This is a genomic window from Herbaspirillum sp. NPDC101397 (assembly GCF_044767325.1).
Lineage (GTDB): Bacteria > Pseudomonadota > Gammaproteobacteria > Burkholderiales > Burkholderiaceae_D > Herbaspirillum.
Window position 1 is genome coordinate 828829 of record NZ_JBIWNS010000001.1, and the last position, 24256, is coordinate 853084.

Annotated in this window: 18 protein-coding genes; 5 read left to right on the forward strand and 13 right to left on the reverse strand. The window is 59.4% G+C overall.

Annotated features, from left to right (window positions below; translation table 11 throughout):
• Positions 1-12: 12 nt before the first annotated feature.
• The 10 genes from ACIROW_RS03650 to rpsB form a co-directional block, all read right to left on the reverse strand.
• Positions 13-498, reverse strand: coding sequence for an OmpH family outer membrane protein (locus ACIROW_RS03650; protein ID WP_402272479.1), 486 nt, complete (start codon positions 496-498; stop codon positions 13-15).
• Between the two features lie 81 nt (positions 499-579).
• Positions 580-2955 carry an outer membrane protein assembly factor BamA gene (gene bamA / locus ACIROW_RS03655; RefSeq protein ID WP_402271978.1) on the reverse strand — a complete coding sequence of 792 codons (2376 nt, stop codon included), beginning with the start codon at positions 2953-2955 and terminating at the stop codon, positions 580-582.
• A gap of 111 nt (positions 2956-3066) precedes the next feature.
• Positions 3067-4425, reverse strand: a complete 1359-nt coding sequence (gene rseP, locus ACIROW_RS03660) for an RIP metalloprotease RseP (RefSeq protein WP_402271980.1) — start codon at positions 4423-4425, stop codon at positions 3067-3069.
• A 10-nt stretch (positions 4426-4435) separates the two neighbouring features.
• Entirely contained in the window at positions 4436-5608 is a 1173-nt protein-coding gene (gene ispC, locus ACIROW_RS03665; RefSeq protein WP_402271983.1) for a 1-deoxy-D-xylulose-5-phosphate reductoisomerase, read from the reverse strand.
• Positions 5609-5615: 7 nt separating this feature from the next.
• Entirely contained in the window at positions 5616-6431 is an 816-nt protein-coding gene (locus tag ACIROW_RS03670; protein WP_402271986.1) for a phosphatidate cytidylyltransferase, read from the reverse strand.
• Positions 6431-7189, reverse strand: a complete 759-nt coding sequence (uppS, locus tag ACIROW_RS03675) for a polyprenyl diphosphate synthase (RefSeq protein ID WP_402271989.1) — start codon at positions 7187-7189, stop codon at positions 6431-6433. The genes ACIROW_RS03670 and uppS overlap by 1 nt, the downstream gene beginning before the upstream one ends.
• A 94-nt stretch (positions 7190-7283) precedes the next feature.
• The gene (gene frr / locus ACIROW_RS03680) at positions 7284-7844 is read right to left on the reverse strand and encodes a ribosome recycling factor (protein WP_402271991.1); all 561 of its coding nucleotides are present in this window, start codon (positions 7842-7844) and stop codon (positions 7284-7286) included.
• 50 nt (positions 7845-7894) lie between these two features.
• The gene (gene pyrH / locus ACIROW_RS03685; protein WP_402271993.1) at positions 7895-8611 is read right to left on the reverse strand and encodes a UMP kinase; all 717 of its coding nucleotides are present in this window, start codon (positions 8609-8611) and stop codon (positions 7895-7897) included.
• 255 nt (positions 8612-8866) lie between these two features.
• Positions 8867-9751, reverse strand: a complete 885-nt coding sequence (tsf, locus tag ACIROW_RS03690; RefSeq protein ID WP_402271996.1) for a translation elongation factor Ts — start codon at positions 9749-9751, stop codon at positions 8867-8869.
• A 155-nt stretch (positions 9752-9906) separates the two neighbouring features.
• A complete protein-coding gene (gene rpsB / locus ACIROW_RS03695) occupies positions 9907-10656 on the reverse strand; it encodes a 30S ribosomal protein S2 (protein WP_016832597.1) in 750 nt (249 codons plus the stop codon).
• A gap of 365 nt (positions 10657-11021) precedes the next feature.
• Between rpsB and map the strand changes: the two genes are divergently transcribed.
• The 3 genes from map to ACIROW_RS03710 all read left to right on the forward strand — a co-directional run bounded on the left by map (position 11022) and on the right by ACIROW_RS03710 (position 15235).
• Positions 11022-11846, forward strand: coding sequence for a type I methionyl aminopeptidase (gene map / locus ACIROW_RS03700; RefSeq protein ID WP_402272001.1), 825 nt, complete (start codon positions 11022-11024; stop codon positions 11844-11846).
• Between the two features lie 27 nt (positions 11847-11873).
• On the forward strand, positions 11874-14426 hold the full coding sequence (locus tag ACIROW_RS03705; RefSeq protein WP_402272004.1) for a [protein-PII] uridylyltransferase: 2553 nt from the start codon (positions 11874-11876) through the stop codon (positions 14424-14426).
• A 62-nt stretch (positions 14427-14488) separates the two neighbouring features.
• Positions 14489-15235 carry a pseudouridine synthase gene (locus tag ACIROW_RS03710; RefSeq protein WP_402272007.1) on the forward strand — a complete coding sequence of 249 codons (747 nt, stop codon included), beginning with the start codon at positions 14489-14491 and terminating at the stop codon, positions 15233-15235.
• A gap of 42 nt (positions 15236-15277) precedes the next feature.
• Here ACIROW_RS03710 and ACIROW_RS03715 read toward each other — a convergent pair whose 3' ends face one another.
• The 3 genes from ACIROW_RS03715 to ACIROW_RS03725 form a co-directional block, all read right to left on the reverse strand.
• Positions 15278-15973, reverse strand: coding sequence for a hypothetical protein (locus ACIROW_RS03715; RefSeq protein ID WP_402272010.1), 696 nt, complete (start codon positions 15971-15973; stop codon positions 15278-15280).
• A 206-nt stretch (positions 15974-16179) separates the two neighbouring features.
• Entirely contained in the window at positions 16180-16671 is a 492-nt protein-coding gene (locus ACIROW_RS03720) for a DUF1854 domain-containing protein (protein ID WP_402272013.1), read from the reverse strand.
• Positions 16668-18941 carry an ABC transporter ATP-binding protein gene (locus tag ACIROW_RS03725; protein WP_402272016.1) on the reverse strand — a complete coding sequence of 758 codons (2274 nt, stop codon included), beginning with the start codon at positions 18939-18941 and terminating at the stop codon, positions 16668-16670. The genes ACIROW_RS03720 and ACIROW_RS03725 overlap by 4 nt, the downstream gene beginning before the upstream one ends.
• A 424-nt stretch (positions 18942-19365) precedes the next feature.
• On the opposite strand from ACIROW_RS03725, the gene cphA (ACIROW_RS03730) reads away from it, so the two are divergent.
• A complete protein-coding gene (gene cphA / locus ACIROW_RS03730) occupies positions 19366-21564 on the forward strand; it encodes a cyanophycin synthetase (protein WP_402272019.1) in 2199 nt (732 codons plus the stop codon).
• A 98-nt stretch (positions 21565-21662) separates the two neighbouring features.
• Positions 21663-24233, forward strand: coding sequence for a cyanophycin synthetase (gene cphA, locus ACIROW_RS03735; protein WP_402272022.1), 2571 nt, complete (start codon positions 21663-21665; stop codon positions 24231-24233).
• The last annotated feature ends 23 nt before the right edge of the window (positions 24234-24256 follow it).

Below are 24256 nucleotides of genomic sequence, written 5' to 3' on the forward strand. Positions count from 1 at the left end.
CTTGCCACAGGATTACTTCGACAGTTCTTTCAGAACCTTGTCGGTGATGTCGATGCGCTTGCTGGCATAGACAGCTTCCTGGAACACGATGTCATATTTTTCTGCTTCAGCGATCTGACGGATCACCTTGTTCGTGCGCTCCAGAACCACCGACAGCTCTTCGTTGCGGCGCTGGTTCAGATCTTCGCGGAATTCACGTTGCTTGCGCTGGAATTCCTTGTCGAGGTCGCCCAGATCGCGCTGACGTTTTGCACGGTCCGAATCGGACAGCACGGCGGCATCCTTGTCGAGCTTGTCGGATTGCGCCTTCAGGCGTGCCGCCATGTCGGCGATATCTTTTTCGCGCTTGGCAAATTCGGCTTCCAGCTTGGTTTGTGCAGCCTTGGCCGGCACCGCTTCGCGGAAAATACGCTCGGTGCTGACAAACGCGATTCTTGATTCCTGAGCTTGCACGTTGGCAAACGACAGGATGCCGACTGCCAGCGTTGCAGCCTGCATTGACAATAATGATTTAGTAATAAACTTCAAGGTCATTCTCCGTAATACAGATTTCAATTATGCCATTGGCTGATCTTGCGATCAGAAACCAGTGCCGAGCTGGAACTGGAAGTTCTGCGACTTATCGCCTTGCTTCAAGTTCAAAGGTTTGCCGTAGCTCAACTTCAATGGGCCGATTGGCGAAATCCAGCTGATGCCGAGACCAGTTGAATAGCGCAAGTCATTGATCTTGATGCGCTCGCGGTCGGCAAAAACGTTACCGCCATCAAGGAAAGTGAACCAGCGCAAACTGCGATCCTGTCCCGAACCCGGGAACGGGAATTGCAATTCTACGCTACCGATGAGTCGCGACGCACCACCCATCGAATCACCGTACTGATCTTTCAGGCTACCTAGCGACGATGCCTCGTAACCTCGAACGGTGCCGATACCGCCCGCATAGTAATTCTTGAAGATAGGATACGGCTTGCCACCGATGCCCTTGCCGTAGTCGATTTCACCATTGAATGCGATCGTCGCGGCATTCGCCCAGAATGGTTGGAAGTACTGATGCTGATATGTCGCACGATAATACTTCAGGGTCCCGACGGCGGACAACTCCAGATTGGCCCGCTGGAAACGACCTTTGGTCGGCACCAATGCACTGTCGCGGCTGTCGCGCTGCCAGGCTGCTGTCAGCGGGAAGCTGGTGGTCGACGCGGTTCCGACGCCGCAAGCAGGGTCGTTGACGACATCACAACCCGGTGCGCCGCTACCGGCGCCGAAGTCGCGCACGTATTGGCGGTACAAGCTCGGGCTGGTGGTATCGGTATCGACTTTGGTATTTTCAATACCGATACCGAAGAAAATACGATCCAACTCGGAGAACGGCACACCGAACTTGACGCTACCGCCGATGGTCTTCACGCGATAGTCACCGGTCGTGTAAGCGGACGGACGAATCGTGCGCAGGAACACTTCGTACGTGCGGCTCACGCCATCGTCGGTGAAGTAAGGATTGGTCTGCGACACGGCGATCGTGCGATAGCGCGAGCTGGTGTTGACTTCAATACCGACGGTGTTGCCGCTACCGAAGGCGTTTTCCTGGGAAATCGAACCTGTCAGGCTGAGCTTGTCGGTCTGCGAGAAACCGGCGCCGATCATGATGTTGCCGGTCGGTTTTTCTTCGACCTTCATGTTGACGTCGATCTGGTCGTTACTGTTCGGCACTTCAGGCGTCTCGATGTTGACTTCCTTGAAGTAGCCGAGACGGTCGACGCGGTCGCGCGACAGCTTGATCTTTTCACCGTCGTACCACGAGTCTTCAAACTGGCGGAATTCGCGGCGGATGACTTCGTCACGGGTCTTGGTGTTGCCGGCGATGTTGATATGACGCACGTAGACGCGCTTGCCGGGGTCGACCATGATCGTGAAGGCGACTTCCTTCTTTTCGCGATCGACGTTCGGATTGGCGTTGACGTTGGCGAACGCATAACCGAAGTTGCCGAGGCGTTCGCTGATCTTCTTGGTGCTGTCGGTCAGCTTGGAGCCGGAGTAGATTTCACCCTTCTTCAATTGCACCAGCGCGGCGAGATCGCCTTCCATGCCGAACATTTCGCCATCAAGCTTGATGTCGGAGACGGTGTACTTCTCGCCTTCGTTGATATTGATGGTGACGTAGATGTCTTTCTTGTCGGGCGTGATCGAGACCTGAGTCGAGTCGATCTGCATTTCAAGATAACCGCGATCCAGGTAATAAGAGCGCAACGATTCAATATCGCCGGCAAGCTTCTGCTTGGAGTACTGGTCGGCCTTGGTGTACCAGGTGAACCAACCCGGTGTGGTCAACTTGAGCTGGTCACGCAGTGTTCCGTCCGAAAATGCCTTGTTGCCGATAATGTTGATTTGCTTGATGCGCGACGTGTCGCCTTCGTCCACTGCAAACGTGACGGCGACGCGATTGCGCTCGACCGGCGTGATGGTGGTCGTGACCTTGGCGCCGTACAGACCGCGCGACAAATATTGACGCTTCAGTTCCTGTTCGGCGCGGTCGACTTGCGACTTGTCGAAAATACGCGATTCAGCGACGCCGATTTCCTTGAGCGCCTTGGTCAATTGTTCCTTGTCGAATTCCTTGATGCCGGTAAAGTCGACGCTGGCGATGGCCGGACGTTCTTCAACCTGCACCACCAGCACGTCGCCTTCGGCTTCAACGCGGACATCCTTGAAGAATCCGGTGGCATACAGCGCCTTGATCGCGGCGGTACCCTTTTCATCCGTGAACGTATCGCCCACGCGCACCGGCAAGTAGCTGAAGACAGTGCCGGCTTCGGTACGCTGAATGCCTTCGACACGAATGTCTTTGACCACGAACGGCTCGACAGCGAATGCCTGGCCTGTACAAAGGGTCAACGCTGCGGCGGCGATCAGGCTGCGGGAAAAGATCGGTGCAGGGAAATGCGCGGAATGTAATTTCATTAGCTATCTTATGAACTATGTTTTTTGCCGGTCGCTTCATGAAGCGCTGAAATGACCGAACATATGTAAAGTCCCAAGCCATCCGGCGACCGGACGGCGTGGGACGAATCCTTAAAACATCAGACGCACAATGTCGTTGAATGCGGCCACGAGCATCAGCATCATCAGAATACCCATACCGGCGCGTTGAGCAATTTCCCCAAAGCGCTCAGAAACAGGACGGCCGGTCAAAATCTCCAGCGAATAATACAGCAAATGCCCGCCATCTAAAACCGGGATGGGCAGCAGGTTCATCACTCCCAGACTGATGCTGATGAACGCGAGGAAGCTCAGGTAACTGACCAGGCCGACTTTGGCGGTCTGGCCGGCATAATCCGCTATGGTAATCGGGCCGGTGATATTTTTCCATGAAACTTGCCCGACGATCATTTTTCCGATCATCTTGAGCGTCATGGCGCTGGTGTCCCAGGTCTTTTCCGCACCCTTGGCAATGGCCGTCCAGGGGGGATCGCTGACCACGATCATTTCGGGAGCCAGCGGCACTTCGACCTTGATGCGGCCAATGGTCTGGCCGTTGTCGGTCAGGGTATCGGGCGTCACCGCAATGTGGAACTCGCTCTGGCCACGCAGGCCATGCAGCGTCAGCGGCTTGCCCGGGGAGGCGCGCACCAGTTCGACCAGGGCCAGGCCATCCTTGATCGGCGCACCGTTCACGGCCAGGATCAGGTCGCCCTTTTGCAGGCCGGCCTGCATGGCCGGACCGTCCATGATCTTGCCCAGGATTGCCTGGGGACGCGCCAGCGACAAGCCCAGCTTGGCCAGGAAGTCACCCTCCAGATCCGCGGTGGAAACACTGTCGAGCGACAATTTGACGGTATTGATGAGCTTGCCGCCGTTGGGAGCGGCGCTTTCGACATCCAGACGCGCCGGCTTTTTTTCGAGCACATGCTGCATCAGTTGCCAGCGCACCTCTGTCCACGCATGCACCGGGTCGCCGTTGATGGCGGTAATGGTTTCGCCGCCGCGCAAGCCCGCCTGGTAAGCAGCACTCTGCTCCGCCATGGCGCGTAATTTGGGAATGGGTTCCGGAATGCCGTGCATGAACAGCCCGGCGAACAACAGGATGGCGAGGATGAAATTGGCCACCGGACCGGCCGCAACAATGGCGATGCGGCGCCAGACGGATTGCCGTGTGAATTCGCGCTGAAGATCTTCCGGCGCCATCTCGCTGACGTCCTGCTCACGCGCGTCAAGCATCTTGACGTAGCCGCCCAGCGGCAGGATGGACAGGGCCCACTCGGTCTGGTCCGGACCAAAACGTCTTGACCACAAGATACGTCCCATACCGACCGAAAAACGCAAGACCTTGACGCCGCACAGCCGCGCCACCCAGTAATGCCCAAGCTCATGGACCACCACCAGTGTGCCGAGCGCAACGACGAAAGCCAGCAATGTGTGCAACAGGTTCATGAAGGAGAAATCATAGGGTCAGGCAGGATTGCGCCACGGAACGCGCTATCTTGTCCTGCTCGATCAGCGCATCGATATCGGTGACCGGACCGTGGGGCAGCTTGTCCATGACGCGAGCGATCACTTGATCGATCATGCGGAATCCGATTTCTTGATTCAGGAATGCCTCCACGGCAACTTCGTTGGCGGCATTGAGGATCGCCGCCGAGCTGCCACCGGCGTGCAGTGCATCATACGCCAGTTTGAGACATGGAAAACGCGCCAGGTCGGGACGCTCGAAAAATAATTGACCGATCTGCGCCAGATCCAGCTGAGCCACGCCGGAGGCGATGCGTTCGGGGTAGGCCATGGCGTTGGCGATGGGTGTGCGCATGTCGGGATTGCCCAGTTGCGCCAGCACCGAGCCGTCGATGTAGGACACCATCGAATGGATCACGCTCTGGGGATGAATCATGACTTCGATCCGGTCCGCCGGCGCGCCGAACAGCCAGTGCGCTTCGATGACTTCCAGGCCCTTGTTCATCATGGTTGCGGAGTCGACCGAAATCTTGCGGCCCATGACCCACTTCGGATGCGCCACCGCCTCGTCCGGCGTGACGCTGTCGAGCGTTTCGACGGCACGCTTGAGGAAAGGTCCGCCGGATGCCGTCAACAGGATCTTGGCAATGCCGCCGTCGTCCAGCGAGCGTCGGAAATCGTGCGGCAGGCATTGGAAAATCGCATTGTGCTCACTATCGATCGGCAGCAGCGTGGCCTTGTGTTCAGCCACGGCGTCGATCAGCAGCTGGCCGGACATGACCAGCGCTTCCTTGTTGGCGAGAAGAATTTTTTTGCCGGCGCGTGCGGCCGCCAGCGTCGACGCCAGGCCGGCGGCGCCGACGATTGCCGCCATGACCATATCGCACTCAGTTGCACTGGCAACGTCGCAGAGCGCCTGCGAGCCGTAAGCGACTGCGGTGCGCAACCCTTGCGCACGCAGTTTTTGCTGCAGTTCGCCCGCTGCTTCGGCAGTCCCGACCACGGCGACCTGAGGGTGAAAACGCGCGCATTGCGCCACGAGTTCGTCAACGCGTGAATACGCAGTCAATGCATACACCCGGTAACGCTCCGGATGGCGCCCCACCACATCCAACGTCGAAACGCCGATGGAACCGGTGGAGCCTAGAACGGAAATTGCCTGCATGAAACTCCTACAACCAGAGATCGATCAAGGCCGCCAGCGGCAGGACCGGAATCAGTGCATCAATCCGGTCCAGCACGCCGCCATGCCCAGGCAGCAGGTTGCTGCTGTCCTTGAAGCCGGCGCGACGCTTGAGTTGCGACTCAAAAAGGTCGCCGACAACGCTGGCGGCCACCAGCAAGCTCATCACGACGATGAAGCCGGGCCAGCCGAAACGCTCATACAGGCGTCCGGAAAAAGTATCGCCATCGAGGTACATGACCGTCGCTGCAGCGGCAACCAGCACCGCCAGCCAGCCACCGATTGCGCCTTCCCAGGATTTGCCCGGAGAAATAGAGGGCGCCAGCTTGTGACGGCCAAAGCCTTTGCCGGCAAAGTACGCGCCGATGTCGGCAATCCACACGATCGCCATGACCGACAGCAAGTACAGCGGCGAATGTTGAAACAGGGAAACGATCGCAATGAAGCAACCCAGCAGCGCCAGCGTATAGGTAATGCTGAGCAGACTATTAGCAGGCGTTTTCAGAGGCGGCAAGCCCAGCTTCAACGCAGGAACGAAGCGGATTACCCACAGCAGCACGCATATGGCGAACAGACTGCGCACGCTCGGCAGCCCGCTGACGAAGACGACGACGGTGTAACCGACCGTCCAGAACCCGGCCCACAGTTCGGCGCGCGAGTAGCGGAACAGTCGCAAGCTTTCCCAGGCGCCGGCAGCGAAGAACGCCACGGTGACCGCCGCAAAAGCAAAAAAGTTATTCAAGAAAAGTACGGGCAATAATATTGCCAGGAGAACCAACGCCGTGATGACACGCGTTTTCAGCATCAGGAAGCCTTTTTTTGCTCGACCAATTGCTCGCTGGTCCGACCGAAGCGCCGCTCGCGCTGGCGATACGATTCGATCGCCTTGTCCAGCTCGGCCCCATCGAAATCGGGCCAATAGGTTTCGGTGAAATACAGCTCGCTATAGGCCAGTTGCCAAAGTAGAAAATTGGAAATGCGCTCTTCGCCGCCGGTGCGGACAAACAGGTCCGGCTCGGGGGCGTAAGCCATCGCCAGATGGGGAGTCAACTGCTCTTCGGAAAAATCGGTCGCGCCGGGTTGTTCTTTGATCATCTTGCCGACGGCCTGCATGATGTCCCAGCGACCACCGTAATTGGCGCAAATGGTCAGCGTCAGGCGCTTGTTGCCGGCGGTTTGCGCTTCGGCCTTGGTCACCATGTCCTGCAGCTTGGCGTCGAAGCGACTGAGGTCGCCGACCACACGCAGGCGGATGTCGTTGGCGTGCATCTTGCTGACTTCGCGCTCCAGCGCCGTCATGAACAGGCGCATCAGCAGAGAGACTTCATCGGCCGGACGACGCCAATTTTCGGAACTGAAGGCGAACAGCGTCAGATATTCGATGCCGCGCTGCGAACACGCCTCGACGATATCGCGCACGGCGTCCACGCCTTTGACATGCCCTGCCACGCGCGGCAGGAAGCGTTTGGTCGCCCAACGTCCATTGCCATCCATGATGATGGCGACGTGACGCGGCACCGATGAAACCTGGGGCACCGCCTGGGTTGAGCTTTTATGAGTCATACAGTGTAAAAATCCAGATGCGCGACGATGTCGATATCGGCCCGAAACCGCAGCCGATCCCTCCATCATCGCATAAACAACAGCGATAACGCGCTTACACCGTCAACACTTCTTTTTCTTTTTCGACAACCAGCTTGTCGACTTCGGCGACGAACTTGTCGGTCAGCTTCTGGATGTCTTCCTGGCCGCGGCGCTCGTCATCTTCGGAGCAAACCTTGTCCTTGACCAGCTTCTTCAAGCCTTCATTCGCATCGCGACGGATGTTGCGGATCGAGATCTTGGTGTCTTCAGCTTCACCCTTGACCAACTTGACCATTTCCTTGCGGCGTTCTTCGGTCAGCGCCGGCGTGGGCACGCGGATCAGTTCGCCCTGGGTCGCAGGATTGAGGCCGAGGTCGGCTTCACGGATGGCCTTCTCGATGACGGCCAGCATCTTCTTTTCAAACGGCTGGACGCCGATGGTGCGGGCGTCGATCAGCGTCAGGTTGGCGACTTGCGACAGCTGTGTCGGCGAACCGTAATAGTCCACCTGGACATGGTCCAGGATGCCAGTGTGGGCACGACCGGTGCGCACCTTGGCCAGATCGGCGCGCAGCGATTCGATCGACTTGCTCATTTTTTGCTCGGTACTTTTCTTGACGTCAGCGATGGTCATGCTGCTCTCCTATCTAAAACCAAATAAAACGGTGTTCGAAAACGTGAAATTTATACGTGCACCAATGTGCCTTCATCCTCGCCCATGACCACGCGCTTGAGGGCGCCCGGCTTGACGATGGAAAACACCTTGATCGGCAGTTTCTGGTCGCGGCACAGCGCGAATGCGGTGGCGTCCATGACTTGCAGGTGCTTGGAAATGGCTTCGTCGAAGGTGATGGTGCTGTAGCGTGTGGCAGCGGGATCCTTCTTCGGATCGGCGGTATAGACGCCGTCGACCTTGGTGGCCTTCAGGACGATCTGGGCGCCGATTTCCGACCCACGCAATGCCGCTGCGGTATCGGTGGTGAAGAAAGGGTTGCCGGTGCCGGCGGCGAATACCACGATCTTGCCTTCTTCGAGGTATTGCAGCGCCTTGGGGCGAACGTAGGGCTCGACCACCTGTTCGATGGCGATGGCCGACATGACGCGTGCGGTAAGGCCGGCCTGGCGCATGGCGTCGGCCAGCGCAAGCGAGTTCATGACCGTTGCCAGCATGCCCATGTAGTCGGCCGTGGCGCGGTCCATGCCCTGCGCTCCCGGTGCGACGCCGCGGAAGATGTTGCCGCCGCCGATCACGATCGCCAGTTCGACACCCAGTTGGGTTACTTCCGCCACGTCGGCGACCATGCGCTCGATGGTGGCGCGATTGATGCCGTAGGCATCGTCGCCCATGAGGGCTTCGCCGGAAAGTTTGAGGAGTACGCGCTTGTAAGCTGGTGTCGTCATGTGCTGGGCTCCGTTTGCTATCCGATTGACTTGTAATTCCGTGCGTCCTGCATTGCATCGCGCCGCCTGAGGCGTAGCCTGGGGCTGCGTTGCGGCAAGGACGCCATTGTATGCTGCCGAACTCTGCTGCCGGGATTTGGTTACATGTTGACATGCCTGGCCGGAGCCTGGCGGATCTTATCCAAAGTCCCTGAAACCGGTCGAAAGTTCCGACAGGCTTAAAAAAACGGGCCTCTCGGCCCGCTTCCTTGTTGCTTACTGCGCTTGCTTGGCGGCAGCGACCTGGGCTGCCACCTCGGCTGCGAAGTCATCCTGTTTCTTCTCGATGCCTTCACCAACCACAAACATGCTGAACGACTTGACGGAGGTATTCGCCGCCTTGAGCATTTGTTCAACGGTTTGCTTGTCGTTCTTCACGAACGATTGATTGAACAGCGACACTTCCTTCAGGTACTTCTGCACCGAACCGTCAACCATCTTGGCGACGATATCAGCTGGCTTGCCGGATTCGGCAGCCTTCAGCGAAGCGACCGAACGCTCTTTTTCGATCAGATCGGCAGGCACCTGATCCGACGACAGCGCCACCGGCTTCATCGCAGCGATGTGCATGGCGACGTCCTTGCCGACTTGTTCGTCAGCGCCGTCGAACTCGACGACCACGCCGATGCGCGTGCCGTGCAGGTAGGACACCAGCTTGCCGGTTGTTTCGAAGCGTTGGAAGCGACGGATCGACATGTTTTCGCCGATGCGACCGATCAGTTCGGTACGTGTTTCTTCCACTGTCTTGTCGCCCAGCGGCAGTGCAGCCAATGCGGCCAGATCAGCAGGATTCTTTTCTGCGATCACTTTGGCGACAGCGTTTGCCAGAGCGATGAATTCATCGTTCTTGGTGACGAAGTCTGTTTCACAGTTGATTTCCACCAGGGAGCCGATGCCGCCGGCGATGTACGTTGCGACAACGCCTTCCGAAGTGATGCGGGACGAAGCCTTGGATGCCTTGCTGCCCAGTTTCACGCGCAGGATTTCTTCAGCACGGACCATGTCGCCTTCGGCTTCGGTCAGTGCCTTCTTGCATTCCATCATCGGCGCGTCGGTCTTCGCGCGCAGTTCGCCTACCAGTGCTGCGGTAATTGCCGCCATATGTTTCTCCTAACTAAGTTGACATGCCGCCATCGGGGCGCCACATCGGGAATTCGATCAATTTACTCAAAAAAAAGGGGCGAACTGCGCTAACTCTCGCTGTTACCCCTTTTCTTGTCGCCCGTGGATAAGACTCCACGGGCGCTGCAGGCAAATTAAGCCTGTTCGTTCACTTCGACGAACTCGTCGCCACCGTTCTTGACGGCTTCGACAACTTCGTTCACCGCATTTTCACGGCCTTCCAGAATCGCGTCAGCAACACCACGAGCGTACAGAGCGATTGCCTTGGCGGAATCGTCGTTACCCGGAATGATGTAAGTCACGCCTTCTGGCGAGTGGTTGGTGTCAACCACGCCGATGACCGGGATACCCAGCTTGGCGGCTTCAGTGATGGCGCCCTTGTGGTAGCCGACGTCGATCACGAAGATGGCGTCAGGAATGCCGCCCATATCCTTGATACCGCCGATTGCCTTTTGCAGCTTTTCTTGTTCGCGGCTGAACAGCAGTGCTTCTTTCTTGCTCAACTTTTCGTTGGAACCGTCAGCGATGGATGCTTCCATGTCCTTCAGACGCTTGATCGATGTCTTGATGGTCTTGAAGTTGGTCAGCATGCCGCCCAACCAACGTTGGTCGACGTAAGGAACGCCTGCACGTTGCGCTTCAGCGGCGATGGTGTCGCGTGCCTGACGCTTGGTGCCGACAAACAGGATGGTGCCTCGGTTGGACGACAGTTGGCGCACGTACTTCAGCGCTTCCTGATACATGCCCAGGGTCTTTTCCAGGTTGACGATATGAATCTTGTTGCGATGACCGAAGATAAACGGGGCCATCTTTGGGTTCCAGAAGCGTGTTTGGTGACCAAAGTGGACACCGGCTTCCAGCATTTCGCGCATAGTTACGGACATAAATTTCTCCAGGGTTAGGTCTGGAATCCATTCGGCCATCCGGAAAGGCAGATCAACTGCTGCCCGGACACCCTTTGCGAACGGATTCGCGATTCAAAATTAACAACAACTCACTTCTTTCATTAAAGCAATATTTGCCTCCAACGACCCCAAACTGGCAATCTGCAGCGGCAAAACTCGCCTTCCAACCTGAGTGACTCAAGTTAGCCGAGCATTCTACCTCATCCGGAGAATCCATTCAAGCGCCGAAAGCATTGTTTTCATTAGCTTTTGCCCACTCCGTAACGCCAATCCGCGCCGACAGAACCGCCTGCCCTCGTCTATAATCTCTACTTAACGATTTTTAGCGAATTGCGACAAACTTTATGGGCTCCATCTCCATCAAAACCGCCGAAGATATCGAAGGTATGCGCGTGGCCGGCAAACTGGCCGCCGAAGTGCTCGATTACATTGCCCCCTTCGTCAAGGCCGGCACTACCACCGGCGAACTGGACCGCCTGTGCCACGAGTACATGACCAATGTGCAAGGCACCATCCCGGCCCCGCTGAATTACTGCCCACCGGGCTACACCCCTTATCCGAAGGCGATTTGCACCTCGCTCAACGACATCATCTGCCACGGTATCCCGGGCGACAAGGTCATGAAGAACGGCGACGTTCTGAACATCGACATCACCGTGATCAAGAACGGCTACCACGGCGACACCAGCCGCATGTTCTTCATCGGCGAGCCGTCCATCCTGGCGCGTCGCCTGACCGAAATCACTTATGAATGCATGTGGCTCGGCATTTCCAAAATCAAGCCGGGCGCGCATCTGGGCGACATCGGTCATGTGATCCAGCAGCACGCGGAAAAAGCCGGCTACAGCGTGGTGCGCGAGTTCTGCGGCCACGGCATCGGCACCGTTTTCCACGAAGAGCCGCAAGTGCTGCACTACGGCCGTCCCGGCACATTGGAAAAACTCGAAGCCGGCATGATCTTCACGGTTGAGCCGATGATCAACGCCGGACGCCGCGAAATCCGTGAAATGGGCGACGGCTGGACCATCAAGACCAAGGATCGCAGCCTGTCGGCGCAGTGGGAACACACCGTGCTGGTGACCGAAACCGGATTCGAAGTGCTGACGGTGTCGCCCGGCATGCCCGCGCCGCCGGCATTCATCCAGCAAGCGGCCCCGGCTCTCGCCTGAACTGCCTGATCCATCGACCGGATTTCTATGCCCTCCCTTGCCGTCACCCTCAAAAAACAACTCAAAGCATCGCGCCAGGAGGCCATTGAGGCTTTCCAGGCTGACGGCAAGACCGACCATCTGCTGACGCAACTGCGCCGTAACGTCGATGCTGCGCTCACCGAAGCCTGGAACAAATGCGACCTCCCGCGCGATATCGCGCTGGTCGCGGTCGGTGGCTACGGTCGCGGCGAGCTGTTTCCGCATTCCGACGTCGATGTGCTGATCCTGCTCGACGAATCGCCCGGCAAGGCCATGCAGGAAAAGCTGGAATCTCTGGTGCAGCTGTTCTGGGACATCGGCCTCGAAATCGGCCACAGCATCCGCACCATCGACGAATGCATGAGTGAATCGGCCGCCGACATCACGGTACAGACCAGCCTGCTGGAAGCGCGCCTGGTGACCGGCAACAAGACGCTGTTCCAGTTGCTGCAGGTGAAGTGCCAGGCGGCCATGGATCCGCGCGCTTTCTTCCTCGCCAAGACCCTGGAACTGCGCCAGCGCCACGTCAAATATGAAGACACGCCCTACAGCCTGGAACCGAACTGCAAGGAAAGCCCGGGCGGCCTGCGCGATCTGCAGGTGATCCTGTGGGTGGCCAAGGCGGCCGGACTCGGTGACTCCTGGAGCAAGCTGGCCCAGCGCGGCTTGTTGACTGCGACCGAAGCGCGCCAGCTGACGCAAAAGGAACGCGCCTTCAAGGACATCCGCATCCGCCTGCACATTTACACCAACCGCCGCGAAGACCGGCTGGTGTTCGACATCCAGACGCCGATTGCCGAGAGTTTCGGCTTCAAGAGCACCGACACGCGCCGCGCCAGCGAGTACCTGATGCAGCGCTATTACTGGGCGGCCAAGGCGGTCACCCAGCTCAACACCATCCTGCTGCAGAATATCGAAGCGCAGCTGTTCCCGCAGGATGTCATCCCGCAAAAGATCAACGAGCGCTTCAACGAACTCAACGGCTTCCTCGACATCGCCCACGACAACGTCTTCGAAGACACGCCGTCGGCCATGCTGGAAGTCTTCCTGGTGCTGGCCCAGCATCAGGAACTCAAGGACATGTCAGCGCGCACCATGCGCGCGCTGTGGCATGCGCGCTTCAAGATCGACAACGCCTTCCGCGCCGATCCGGGCAACCATGCGCTGTTCATGCAGATCCTGCAAGGCAAGCGCGGCATCATGCATGCGTTGCGCCGGATGAACCAGACCAGCGTGCTGGGTCGCTACCTGCCCAACTTCCGCCGCATCGTCGGCCAGATGCAGCACGACCTGTTCCACGTCTACACCGTCGACCAGCACATCCTGATGGTGGTGCGCAACGTGCGCCGCTTCACGATGAGCGAACACGCGCACGAATATCCGTTCTGCAGCCAGCTCATGGCCAACTTCGCGCAGCCATGGATCCTGTATGTGGCGGCGCTGTTCCACGATATCGCCAAGGGCCGCGGCGGTGATCATTCCAAGCTGGGCATGGCCGATGCGCGCCAGTTCTGCGTGCAGCATGGCATCTCGGAAGCGAACACCGAACTCGTGGTGTTCCTGGTCGAACACCATCTGACCATGTCGCAAGTGGCGCAAAAGCAGGACTTGTCAGACCCCGACGTGATCCAGCAATTCGCCGATTCGGTCAAGGACGAGCGCCACCTGACGGCGCTGTACCTGCTCACCGTCGCTGATATCCGCGGCACCAGCCCGAAGGTCTGGAATGCCTGGAAAGGCAAGTTGCTGGAAGACCTGTACCGCATGACCTTGCGCGTGCTCGGCGGTGAAGCGCCGTCGGCCGACCGCGAGCTCAAGAACACCCAGCAGGAAGCGATCAAGACGCTGCGCCTGTACGGCCTGCCTGCCGACGCCCATGAAAATTTCTGGCGCCAGCTCGACGTCGCCTATTTCCTGCGCCTCGATGCCTCCGATATCGCCTGGCAGACGCGCTCGTTCTACGACAAGATGGACAGCAAGGTACCGCTGGTCAAATGCCGCCTGGCGCCGATCGGCGAAGGCGTGCAAGTCGCGGTGTATACGCCCGACCAGCCCGATCTGTTCGCGCGCATCTGCAGCTATTTCGACGAAAAGAATTTCAGCATTCTCGACGCCAAGATCCACACCACCAAAACCAATTACGCGCTCGATGCCTTCCTGATCAGCGCGCCGGTGTTCGCCAAGAATTACCGCGACATCATCAATCTGATCGAGCATGAACTGGCGCACCTGCTGCAATCCGACGGCCCGCTGCCGACGCCTGCGAAGGGACGCTTGTCGCGCCTGTCGCGCACTTTCCCGATCAATCCGTCGGTTGATCTGCGTCCGGATGAGCGTGGCCAGTACTACCTGCTATCGGTGTCGGCCAATGATCGCAACGGCCTGCTCTACACGATCTCCAACATCCTCGCCAAGTACAAGATCAACCTGCATACGGCAAAGGTGATGACGCTCGGCGAACGCGTCGAAGACGTATTCCTGGTCGATGGTGCGGCGCTCAATCATCCGCGCAACCAGATCATGCTGGAAACCGATTTGCTCAAGGCGCTGCGCATTTAGCGCGCATCGACCGCCGCTTCCTCCGCTTTTATTTAACCCGATTTTCACCTAGCTTATTCATCATGACTGAACCAGTACGCCTGTCCAAACGCATGTCCGAACTCGGCCTCTGTTCGCGCCGGGAGGCCGACGAATGGATAGAAAAAGGCTGGGTCCGTGTCGACGGCATTGTGGTCTCCGTACTGGGCAGCAAAGTGTTGCCGCACCAGCGCGTGAGCGTCGAGCGCCAGGCCGCGGCGGAACAATCCAAGCGCGTCACCATCCTGATCAATAAGCCGATGGGCTATGTCAGCGGCCAGGCCGAAGACGGCTACAAACCGGCAGTCGCGCTGGTGGAAGCCGCCACACGCTGGAAGGAAGACCAGGTCGATACGCAATTCCATCCGACGCAACTGCGCAGCCTGGTGCCGGCCGGTCGCCTGGACATCGACTCGGTCGGTTTGCTGGTGCTGACGCAGGACGGCCGCATCGCCAAGCAGCTGATTGGCGAAGACACCAGCGTCGACAAGGAATACCTGGTGCGCGTGCAATACACCAAACCGGGCAAGCTGCCCGACAGCGACCTCAAGCGTCTCAACCACGGCCTGTCGCTGGACGGCAAGCTGCTCAAGCCGGCCAAGGTGCGCTGGCAAAATGATGATCAGCTCAGTTTCATTCTCAATGAAGGCAAGAAGCGCCAGATCCGTCGCATGTGCGAACTGGTTGGCCTGAAAGTCGTCGGCCTCAAGCGCGTGCGTATCGGCGGGGTCAAGCTGGGCGATTTGCCCACGGGAGAATGGCGTTATCTGCGTCCTGACGAGCAATTCTGAGGCTGCCCGTCGACTGTCGAAGCAAACAAACCGGCAAGCCGCTCAGGATTTTCTTTGCACGCCGACCATATCTGCCAGCCGATGCAACACCCGAGCGACCAGATCGTTCAACAGCACATCGTGTTCCTGTTCATATTTGTGCAGCAAGCGCATGCAAATTGCATCCGTCCACATCCAGTCGCCGCAATTGCCGTTCACCGACAATTGCGGCCGGATATCCGCCGGCACTTCAGGAACACTGTCATACCAGTCCCACAAATAGTCACCCTTGCGCGGATTGGAATAAAGAATGCCAAACATCTTTGCGACCAGAGGGTCATGCCGGATGGTGAAATCAATCCACTCCAACCGTTCTTTGCCGTCAGGCGTCGCATGAACCGACTGAATCCAGCAATGGTAATCCTTCAGATCCGATAACTTGCGGGCATGCCGGCGCGCGCTTCTGGTCGGGAACAAGACGATGTACATGCCATTGCCACAATCAATGATCTCGCCTCCCGCGACGGCGACATGGGGATGATCCGACAATTTGCTGAGCACACGTGCGCCGACAATCGCGTAGTCGGCACAACGGCCCAGCGTACCGAGACTGAGACAGGCATTCCCGGCAGCCTCCTCCATGACGGCGTTCAATGCTTCATCGATCAAACCTCGCAAAACCGGCGCTACCGGCAATGCAATGATAGGCTGCGCCGTAGGCGGGCAAGCAGAGCGCCTCTTATCCGGTGAGTCGGTCATAGGAATAATCGGGCCTGCCAGAGCCCCAAAATGATTCCCATCCCTAGTACGTTATCCGGTGACTTGTTGCTTTGGTTATCCCACCGGATCCGCTGCCTATTCCTTTATAAAAAATAATCGAACAAGACTCTCGGCTCCATCGAAGAAACACTCAGGCAATGCCGTGGATTGCCTGAAGAAGTTTTCAACGAGTGCTGACAAAACGCTTATAAGAACCTGTCGAGAATCTTGCGACTGGTTTTATCGAACTGCCTGATGTCACGGATGAGGAATTGAATACCGTGACTGTCAGCAATTAGCAAGGAAGATTGTGACAGACGGCGGATATCTTCTTCGCCCTTGAGCGTAAAAAAGGTATTTCCTCGATTTGTTTCGACATCCCAGATGCACGGTGTGGCGAAACTGGATACACCGATGATGCGACTGATTTCCGGCATGAACTCGCGCGCGGCCAATTCCTCTTCGATCACGCTCCGCAGTTCCGGCGAAATGTCCGACCATTGATCGATCCAGGCCAGTTCATGGCCATCGGCGCTGACCAGCGCAATGCCTTCGTCAGGCGCACCGATCGGGAAAGCGCGCACTGGAATCGCGCCCTCATGCGCGACGCCTTCCGCGTCGACGAAGACCAGGCGACCAAAGCTGTTGCGATGCAGGGTGAAATTATGGGCGGCGACGCCGCTGTGCGTAGTCATCATTCGTCATCCTTCTCTTCGCTGCCCGACACCTCGGCTTCGGGATTGCGCGCCTGCGCCTGATACAGACGGTAATACGCGCCCTGCTTCGCCATCAATTCTTCGTGCGGACCGACTTCGACCACCTGGCCCCGATCAAGAACAACCAGGCGATCGGCCTTGCGCAAGGTCGACAGGCGGTGCGCAATCGCAATCGTGGTACGGCCTTGCACCAGGTTGTCGAGTGCCTTCTGGATTTCTTTTTCCGTCGTCGTATCGACCGAGGACGTCGCTTCATCGAGGATCAGGAAACGCGGATCGATCAGCAGCGCACGGGCAATCGAAATACGCTGGCGCTCGCCGCCAGACAGCGCCTGGCCGCGCTCACCGACCAGGGAATCGTAGCCTTGCGGCAGGCGCAGGATAAATTCATGCGCATGCGCGGCGCGCGCGGCCGCGATGATCTCGGCGCGCGTCGCCTCCGGCTTGCCGTAGGCGATGTTCTCGGCAATCGTGCCAAAAAACAGGAACGGCTCCTGCAGCACCAGGCCGATGTTGCGGCGATATTCGGAAATCGGCAGCGAGCGGATGTCGACGCCGTCGATGCGGATCGAGCCTTCGGATACGTCATAGAAGCGGCAGATCAGATTGACCATGGTGCTCTTGCCGGAACCGCTGTGACCGACCAGTCCGATCATCTCGCCCGGTGCGATCGACAGATCGACGCCGCGCATGACCGAACGATTGCCGTAGCGGAAACCGACGTTGCGCAGTTCGATGGCGCCCTTCACTTTTTCGATGTGCACCGGATTGGCCGGCTCTGGCACGCTCGATACGTGGTCAAGGATATCGAAGATCCGCTTGGCGCCGGCGGCGGCCTTTTGCGTGACCGACACGATGCGGCTCATCGAATCCAGGCGCGTATAGAAACGGCTGATGTAGGCCAGGAAGGCGGTCAGCACACCAACCGTGATCTGGTTGTGCGAAACCTGCCAGATGCCGAAGACCCACACCACCAGCAGGCCGATTTCGGTCAGCATGGTCACGGTCGGCGTGAACAGCGACCAGATCTTGTTGACGCGATCGTTGACCACCAGATTGTGGCGATTGGCTTCCTTGAAGCGGGCCGCTTCACGCTTTTCCTGAGCAAAAGCCTTGACCACGCGGATGCCGGGGATGGTGTCGGCCAGCACGTTGGTGACTTCCGACCAGATACGGTCGATCTTCTCGAAGCCGTGACGCAGGCGATCACGCACCACGTGGATCATCCAGGCGATGAACGGCAGCGGCAACAAGGTCACCAGCGCCAGCCACGGATTGATCGAAATCAGAATTGCGGCCGTCATGATGATCATCAAGACGTCGATAATGAAGTCCAGCAGATGCAGCGACAGGAACACGCAGATGCGGTCGGTCTCGGAACCGATGCGCGCCATCAGGTCACCGGTGCGCTTGCCGCCGAAGTATTCCTGCGACAACCGCAGCAGATGTTCGTAAGTGGTGGTGCGCAGGTCGGCGCCGATGCGTTCGCTCACCAGCGCAAGGATGTAGGTGCGGCCCCAGCCAAGTATCCAGGCCACCATGGCGGAACCCAGCAAGCCGCTCAGGTACAGACCGGCCAGGTGAGAATCCAGCGGTGCGCCGTTCTGAAATGGAATCAGCACGTTGTCCATCAGCGGCATCGTCATGTAAGGCGGCACCAGCGTCGCGGCGGTGGAGGCCAGCGTCAGCAGGAAACCCAGCAGCAAGGAACCCTTGTACGGTTTGGCGAAGCGCGTCAGGCGGAACAGCGCCCAAGTCGACGGCGGCGCTTCCTTGGCTTCCGGGCAGATCGCGCAGGTTTCCTGGCCTTGCGGGATCGGTGCCTTGCATTGCGGGCAAACGTCCAGCTCTTCTTCTACCGCAGCCTGGCCGGACGCCTGGGCGTCACGCTGCTGGTCAAACTGGTTGATCAGGCGCAGCGCCTGCGGATTTTGCGCCAGCGTGTAGCGCCAGAAAGCCAGCCGGGATTGCCCGTCTTGCAACTCGAGGCTGCCGACGCCGGCGTGGTCATGGTGTTTCAGTGTCAGGCCGGCGCGGTATTCCCATGCGGTCCATCCCTGGCCGTCGCTGTCTTTGGCAAGCAGGCGGCGGTCGGTCGCGATGATCAGGCCGCGACTGAATTTCAGCGAGGCATCGAGATCGAGCTCGAGCCAGGTGACGATTTTTTCTTCAGGCGCCAGCTGGGCTTGCGCTTCCGCGCGCCACGGCGCGGGCAAATTGGAGGAGCTTGGGATGAGGGATTCTCTATTCATCTGAACGGCATGTTTGTCCTGTGCGGACAGTGAGGTATGGTTTTGCTGGCAACATTTTGCCGACAATCTATGCCGCGCATATTATATCGCAAGGGTTTGCCACCCCGACAACGCGCGGAGCCCCTCCTGCGATGACAAACAATGCGCCGGTTTGGCTGCGAACCCTGACGATTTCCTGATTTTTTTGCATGCAAGACTACAAACAGTCTGAGACAATATCGTTACATATTGTGTATACAGGCAACTTATGGGAAGGGGCCTGGACAAATATGGAACGAAGAACAAGAAAATCCCGCAAAAACATCCGCAGGCCGATGGTAGCGCTCGCATTTTGTTAATGTGAAGTAAACCAATCGGCGCTTAATGCGTTATTCATGCTTGGATCGACAGAACGCACAACGCTTAGCGGCACAACTGCTTACTCATGAAAAATATAGAATTTCTCCGTATCCTCCCGTTGCACGGCCCCAATATCTGGACCTATCGCCCTGCGCTGGAGGTCTGGATCGATATCGGAGAACTGGAAGACTTTCCGTCGAACATCATTCCCGGCTTCAATGAACGCCTGACCAGCTGGCTGCCTTCGCTGGTCGAACACCGCTGCAGCTATGGCGAGCGCGGCGGTTTCCTGCAGCGCCTGAAAGAAGGCACCTGGCCCGGCCACATCATGGAACACGTCACGCTCGAGCTGCAAAACCTGGCCGGCCTGCCCGGCGGTTTCGGCAAGGCGCGCGAGACCTCCACGCGCGGCGTCTACAAAGTCGTGGTCCGCGCCCGTCATGAGCAAGTCACCCGCGCCGCCTTGTACGCCGGCCGCGACCTGGTCATGGCCGCCATCGAAGACAAGCCTTTCGACGTCGACGCCACCATCGAAAAGCTGCGCGACATGGTCGATTCCCTGTGCCTCGGCCCCAGCACCGCCTGCATCGTGGATGCCGCCGACGAGCGCCGCATCCCGTCGATCCGCCTGTCCGAGGGCAACCTGGTCCAGCTCGGCCACGGCTGCAAGCAGCGCCGCATCTGGACCGCAGAAACCGACCAGACCAGCGCCATCGCCGAAAGCATCTCGCGCGACAAGGACCTGACCAAGACATTGCTGCAATCCTGCGGCGTCGCCATTCCCGAAGGCCGCATCGTCGACAGCGCGGCCGATGCCTGGGAAGCCGCCGAAGACATCGGCCTGCCGGTTGTCGTCAAGCCGTCCGACGCCAACCACGGTCGCGGCGTCTTCATCGACCTGAACACACGAGCTGAAGTCGAGACCGCTTATAAAGCTGCGCTCGAAGAAGGCAGCAGCGTGTTGGTCGAACGCTTCATCCGCGGCAACGAACATCGCCTGCTGATCGTCGGCGGCAAACTGGCCGCCGCCGCCCGCGGCGAACCGATCTTCGTCATCGGCGACGGCGTCTCGACCATTTCGCAACTGATCGATGTGGTCAACATGGATCCGCGCCGCGGTGATCTGGAAGAACACCCGCTGAACCCGGTCATTCTCGACCGCGAGCCGGCAGCCCGTCTTGAGCTGGAACGTCAGGGCCTGACTGCGGACTCCGTACCGCCAAACGGCAAAAAGGTCTTGTTGCTCCGTAATGGCAACGTTGCCATCGACGTCACCGACCAGGTTCACCCCAGCGTCGCTGCGACGGCGGCACTGGCGGCCCGCGTGGTCGGACTCGACATCGCCGGCGTCGACCTGGTGGCCGAAGACATTTCGCGTCCGCTCGACGAGCAGCGTGCCGCCATCGTTGAAGTCAATGCCGGCCCCGGCCTGCTGATGCACCTGAAACCGTCCGAAGGCACACCACGTCCGGTCGGCCAGGCCATCGTCGAACACCTGTTCAAGCCGGAAGACACCGGCCGCATCCCCATCGTCGGCATCACCGGCACCCACGGCAAGACCACCATCGCCCGCCTGGTCGCACGTATCATCGACCTTAGCGGCAAGCATGTCGGCCTGGCTTGCGGCGACGGGCTTTACCTCGGCCAGCGCCTGGTCGAAAAAGGCAATCGCGCCAACTGGGGCGCCGCGCATCGCGTGTTGCTCAATCGCGCCGTCGAAGCCGCCGTGTTTGAAAACGGCAGCGTCTCGATTCTCTCCGAAGGCCTTGCCTACGACCGTTGCCAGGTCGGCGTGGTCACCAACATCGATCCGGCCGACAGCCTGCCCGAGTACTACATCGACAATGCCGAGCAACTGGCCACCAAGGTCAAGCGCACCCAGGTCGACGTCGTGCTGCCGGACGGCGTCGCCGTCCTGAACGCAGAAGATCCGCTGGTCGCCGACATGGCCGGCCTGTGCGACGGCGAAGTGATTTTCTTCGCGGTCGACAGCGAAGCGCCGGTCATGACCGAACATCTGAAGCAAGGCAAGCGCGGCGTCTTCGTACGCAACGGCGATGTCATCCAGGCCACAGGCGACAAGGAAGTCCGCGTCAGCACCGTGACCGCGATCCCGATTACCGGCGGCGGCGCGGTTGGCTTCCAGATCGAGAACGTGTTGGCCGCAGTCGCCGCAACCTGGGCGCTGGGCATCACGGCCGACCTGATCCGCGCGGGCATCGAATTGTTCGGCACCGAGCAGGCGGAAGAGCAAGGCAAGAAGCGCAAGGCGCAGTCGGCCTGAAGCACAGCTTTTCAAAGCAGACCGTTTCACAGCAGCCCAAAGCAAGGCCGGACTCCGGTCAAGAAACTTAAAACAGACACATTCAGGAAGACTTGTTGATGGACGTTTCACGTATTCGCGTACTGCGCGGCCCTAACCTCTGGAGCAGGCACACTGCGATCGAAGCCATCGTCTCGTGCCCCGAAGTCGAGCGCGCCATCGAAGGCATGCCCGGCTTTGAAGTGCGCCTGCGCGCGCGCTTCCCGCACATCGGTTTCCTGCAACCGGCCGGTGAAGTCAAGGCCGTTTCCATGGCGCATGCGCTGCAAGCCGCCGCACTGGGCCTGCAGTCGCAGGCAGGTTGCCCGGTGACCTTCAGCCGCACCGTTCCGACCGTTGAAGCCGGCGTGTATCAGGTCATCGTCGAGTACAGTGAAGAAGCCGTCGGCCGCCTCGCCTTCGAGCTGGCCCAGGAACTGTGCAACGCCGCCCTCGACGACAAGCCGTTCGACTTGGCCGATGCCCTGGCGCGCCTGCGTGAACTGGACGAAGACGTGCGTCTCGGCCCCAGCACCGGCTCCATCGTTGCCGCTGCGGTCAAACGTGGGATTCCTTTCCGTCGCCTGACCGACGGCAGCATGGTGCAATTCGGCTGGGGCAGCCGCCAGAAACGCATCCAGGCCGCCGAGACCAGCAACACCAGCGCCATCGCCGAATCGATCGCGCAGGACAAGGAACTGACCAAGATGCTGCTCAACGCCGCCGGCGTACCGGTGCCGAACGGGCGCGTGGTGGAAACCGTCGAGGACGCCTGGGCCGCAGCACAGGAAATCGCCGCGCCGGTCGTCATCAAGCCGCGTGACGGCAATCAGGGCAAAGGCGTCGCCGTCAACATCAGCAGCCACGAGCAAATCGTCGCAGCCTTCAACGCCGCCGTCAAAATCAGCGATGAAATCATCGTCGAACGCTACCTGCCCGGCCACGATTACCGTCTGCTGGTAATCGGCAAGACCCTGGTCGCCGCCGCCCGCCGTGATCCGCCGCAAGTCATCGGCGACGGCGTACACACCATCCGCCAGTTGGTCGACACGGTCAACAGCGATCCGCTGCGCGGCGACGGCCACGCCACGTCGCTGACCAAGATCCGTTTCGACGACATCGCATTGGCGACGCTGTCCAAGCAAAATTACGACGCCGAATCGATCCCGCCGCAAGGGGCGCGCATCGTCCTGCGCAACAACGCCAACCTGTCCACCGGCGGCACCGCCACCGACGTGACCGACGACGTCCATCCCGAACTGGCTGCGCGCGCAGTCGCGGCCGCACAAATGGTGGGCCTCGACATCTGCGGCGTCGACATCGTCTGCAACAGCGTGCACGCGCCGCTGGAAGAACAGGAAGGCGGCATCGTCGAAGTCAACGCCGCTCCCGGCCTGCGCATGCACCTTACCCCTTCTTACGGCAAGGGCCGCGCAGTCGGCGACGCCATCATCTCGACCATGTTCGCCGATGGCGACGACGCGCGCATCCCGCTCGTCGCGGTGGCCGGCACCAACGGCAAGACCACCACCGTGCGCCTGATCACGCACCTGCTCGCGCAAAAGGGATTGCGCGTCGGCATGACCAACACCGATGGCGTCTACATCGACAATCAACGCACCGACACCGGCGACTGCAGCGGTCCGCGCAGCGCGCGCAATGTGCTGTTTCATCCCGACGTCGACGCTGCCGTACTGGAAACCGCGCGTGGCGGCGTGCTGCGCGAAGGCCTCGGCTTCGACCGCTGCAACGTTGCCGTCGTGACCAACATCGGCATGGGCGACCATCTTGGCCTCAGCTACATCAGCACAGTCGAAGACCTGGCCGTGGTCAAGCGCGTGATCGTTGAAAATGTCGCGCCGACCGGCTACGCGGTGCTCAACGCCGCCGACACCATGGTGTCGAGCATGGCGCCATCCTGCCCCGGCGCCGTGATCTTCTTCGCCCTCGACCCGACCCATCCGATCATGGCGACGCATCGTGCCCAAGGCCATCGCGTGGTCTACCGCGACGGCGACGACATCGTCGCAGCGCAAGGCGACCAGGAAATCCGCCTGGCGCTCAAGGACATTCCGCTGACCCGCAATGGCGGCATCGGCTTCCAGGTGGAAAACACCATGGCCTCGGTCGGCGCGGTATGGGCCCTGAGCCTTGACTGGAACATCGTACGCGCAGGTTTGCGCACTTTCATCAGCGATGTTGGCACCGCGCCGGGACGCTTCAACCTGTTCGACTATCGCGGCGCCACCGTGATCGCCGACTACGGCCACAATCCGGACGCCATCAACGCACTGGTCAAGGCGGTGGAAAGCATGCCAGCCAAACGTCGCTCGGTCGTCATCAGCGGTGCCGGCGATCGCCGCGACATCGACATCCGCCAGCAAACCGAAATCCTCGGCGATGCCTTCGACGAAGTCGTGCTGTACCAGGATCAATGCCAGCGCGGACGCGCCGACGGCGAAGTGCTGGCGCTGCTGCGTCAGGGCCTGGCCAATGCGCGCCGCACCACCGTCACCAAGGAAGTCTTCGGTGAATTCCTCGCCATCGATACCGCGCTGGCCACGCTCAAGGAAGGCGACCTGTGCCTGATCCTGATCGACCAGATCGAAGAAGCGCTGGCGCATATCGGCAAGCGCGTCGCGGAAGGCTGAATCGCGCCTCGCAGCTTGCAGTA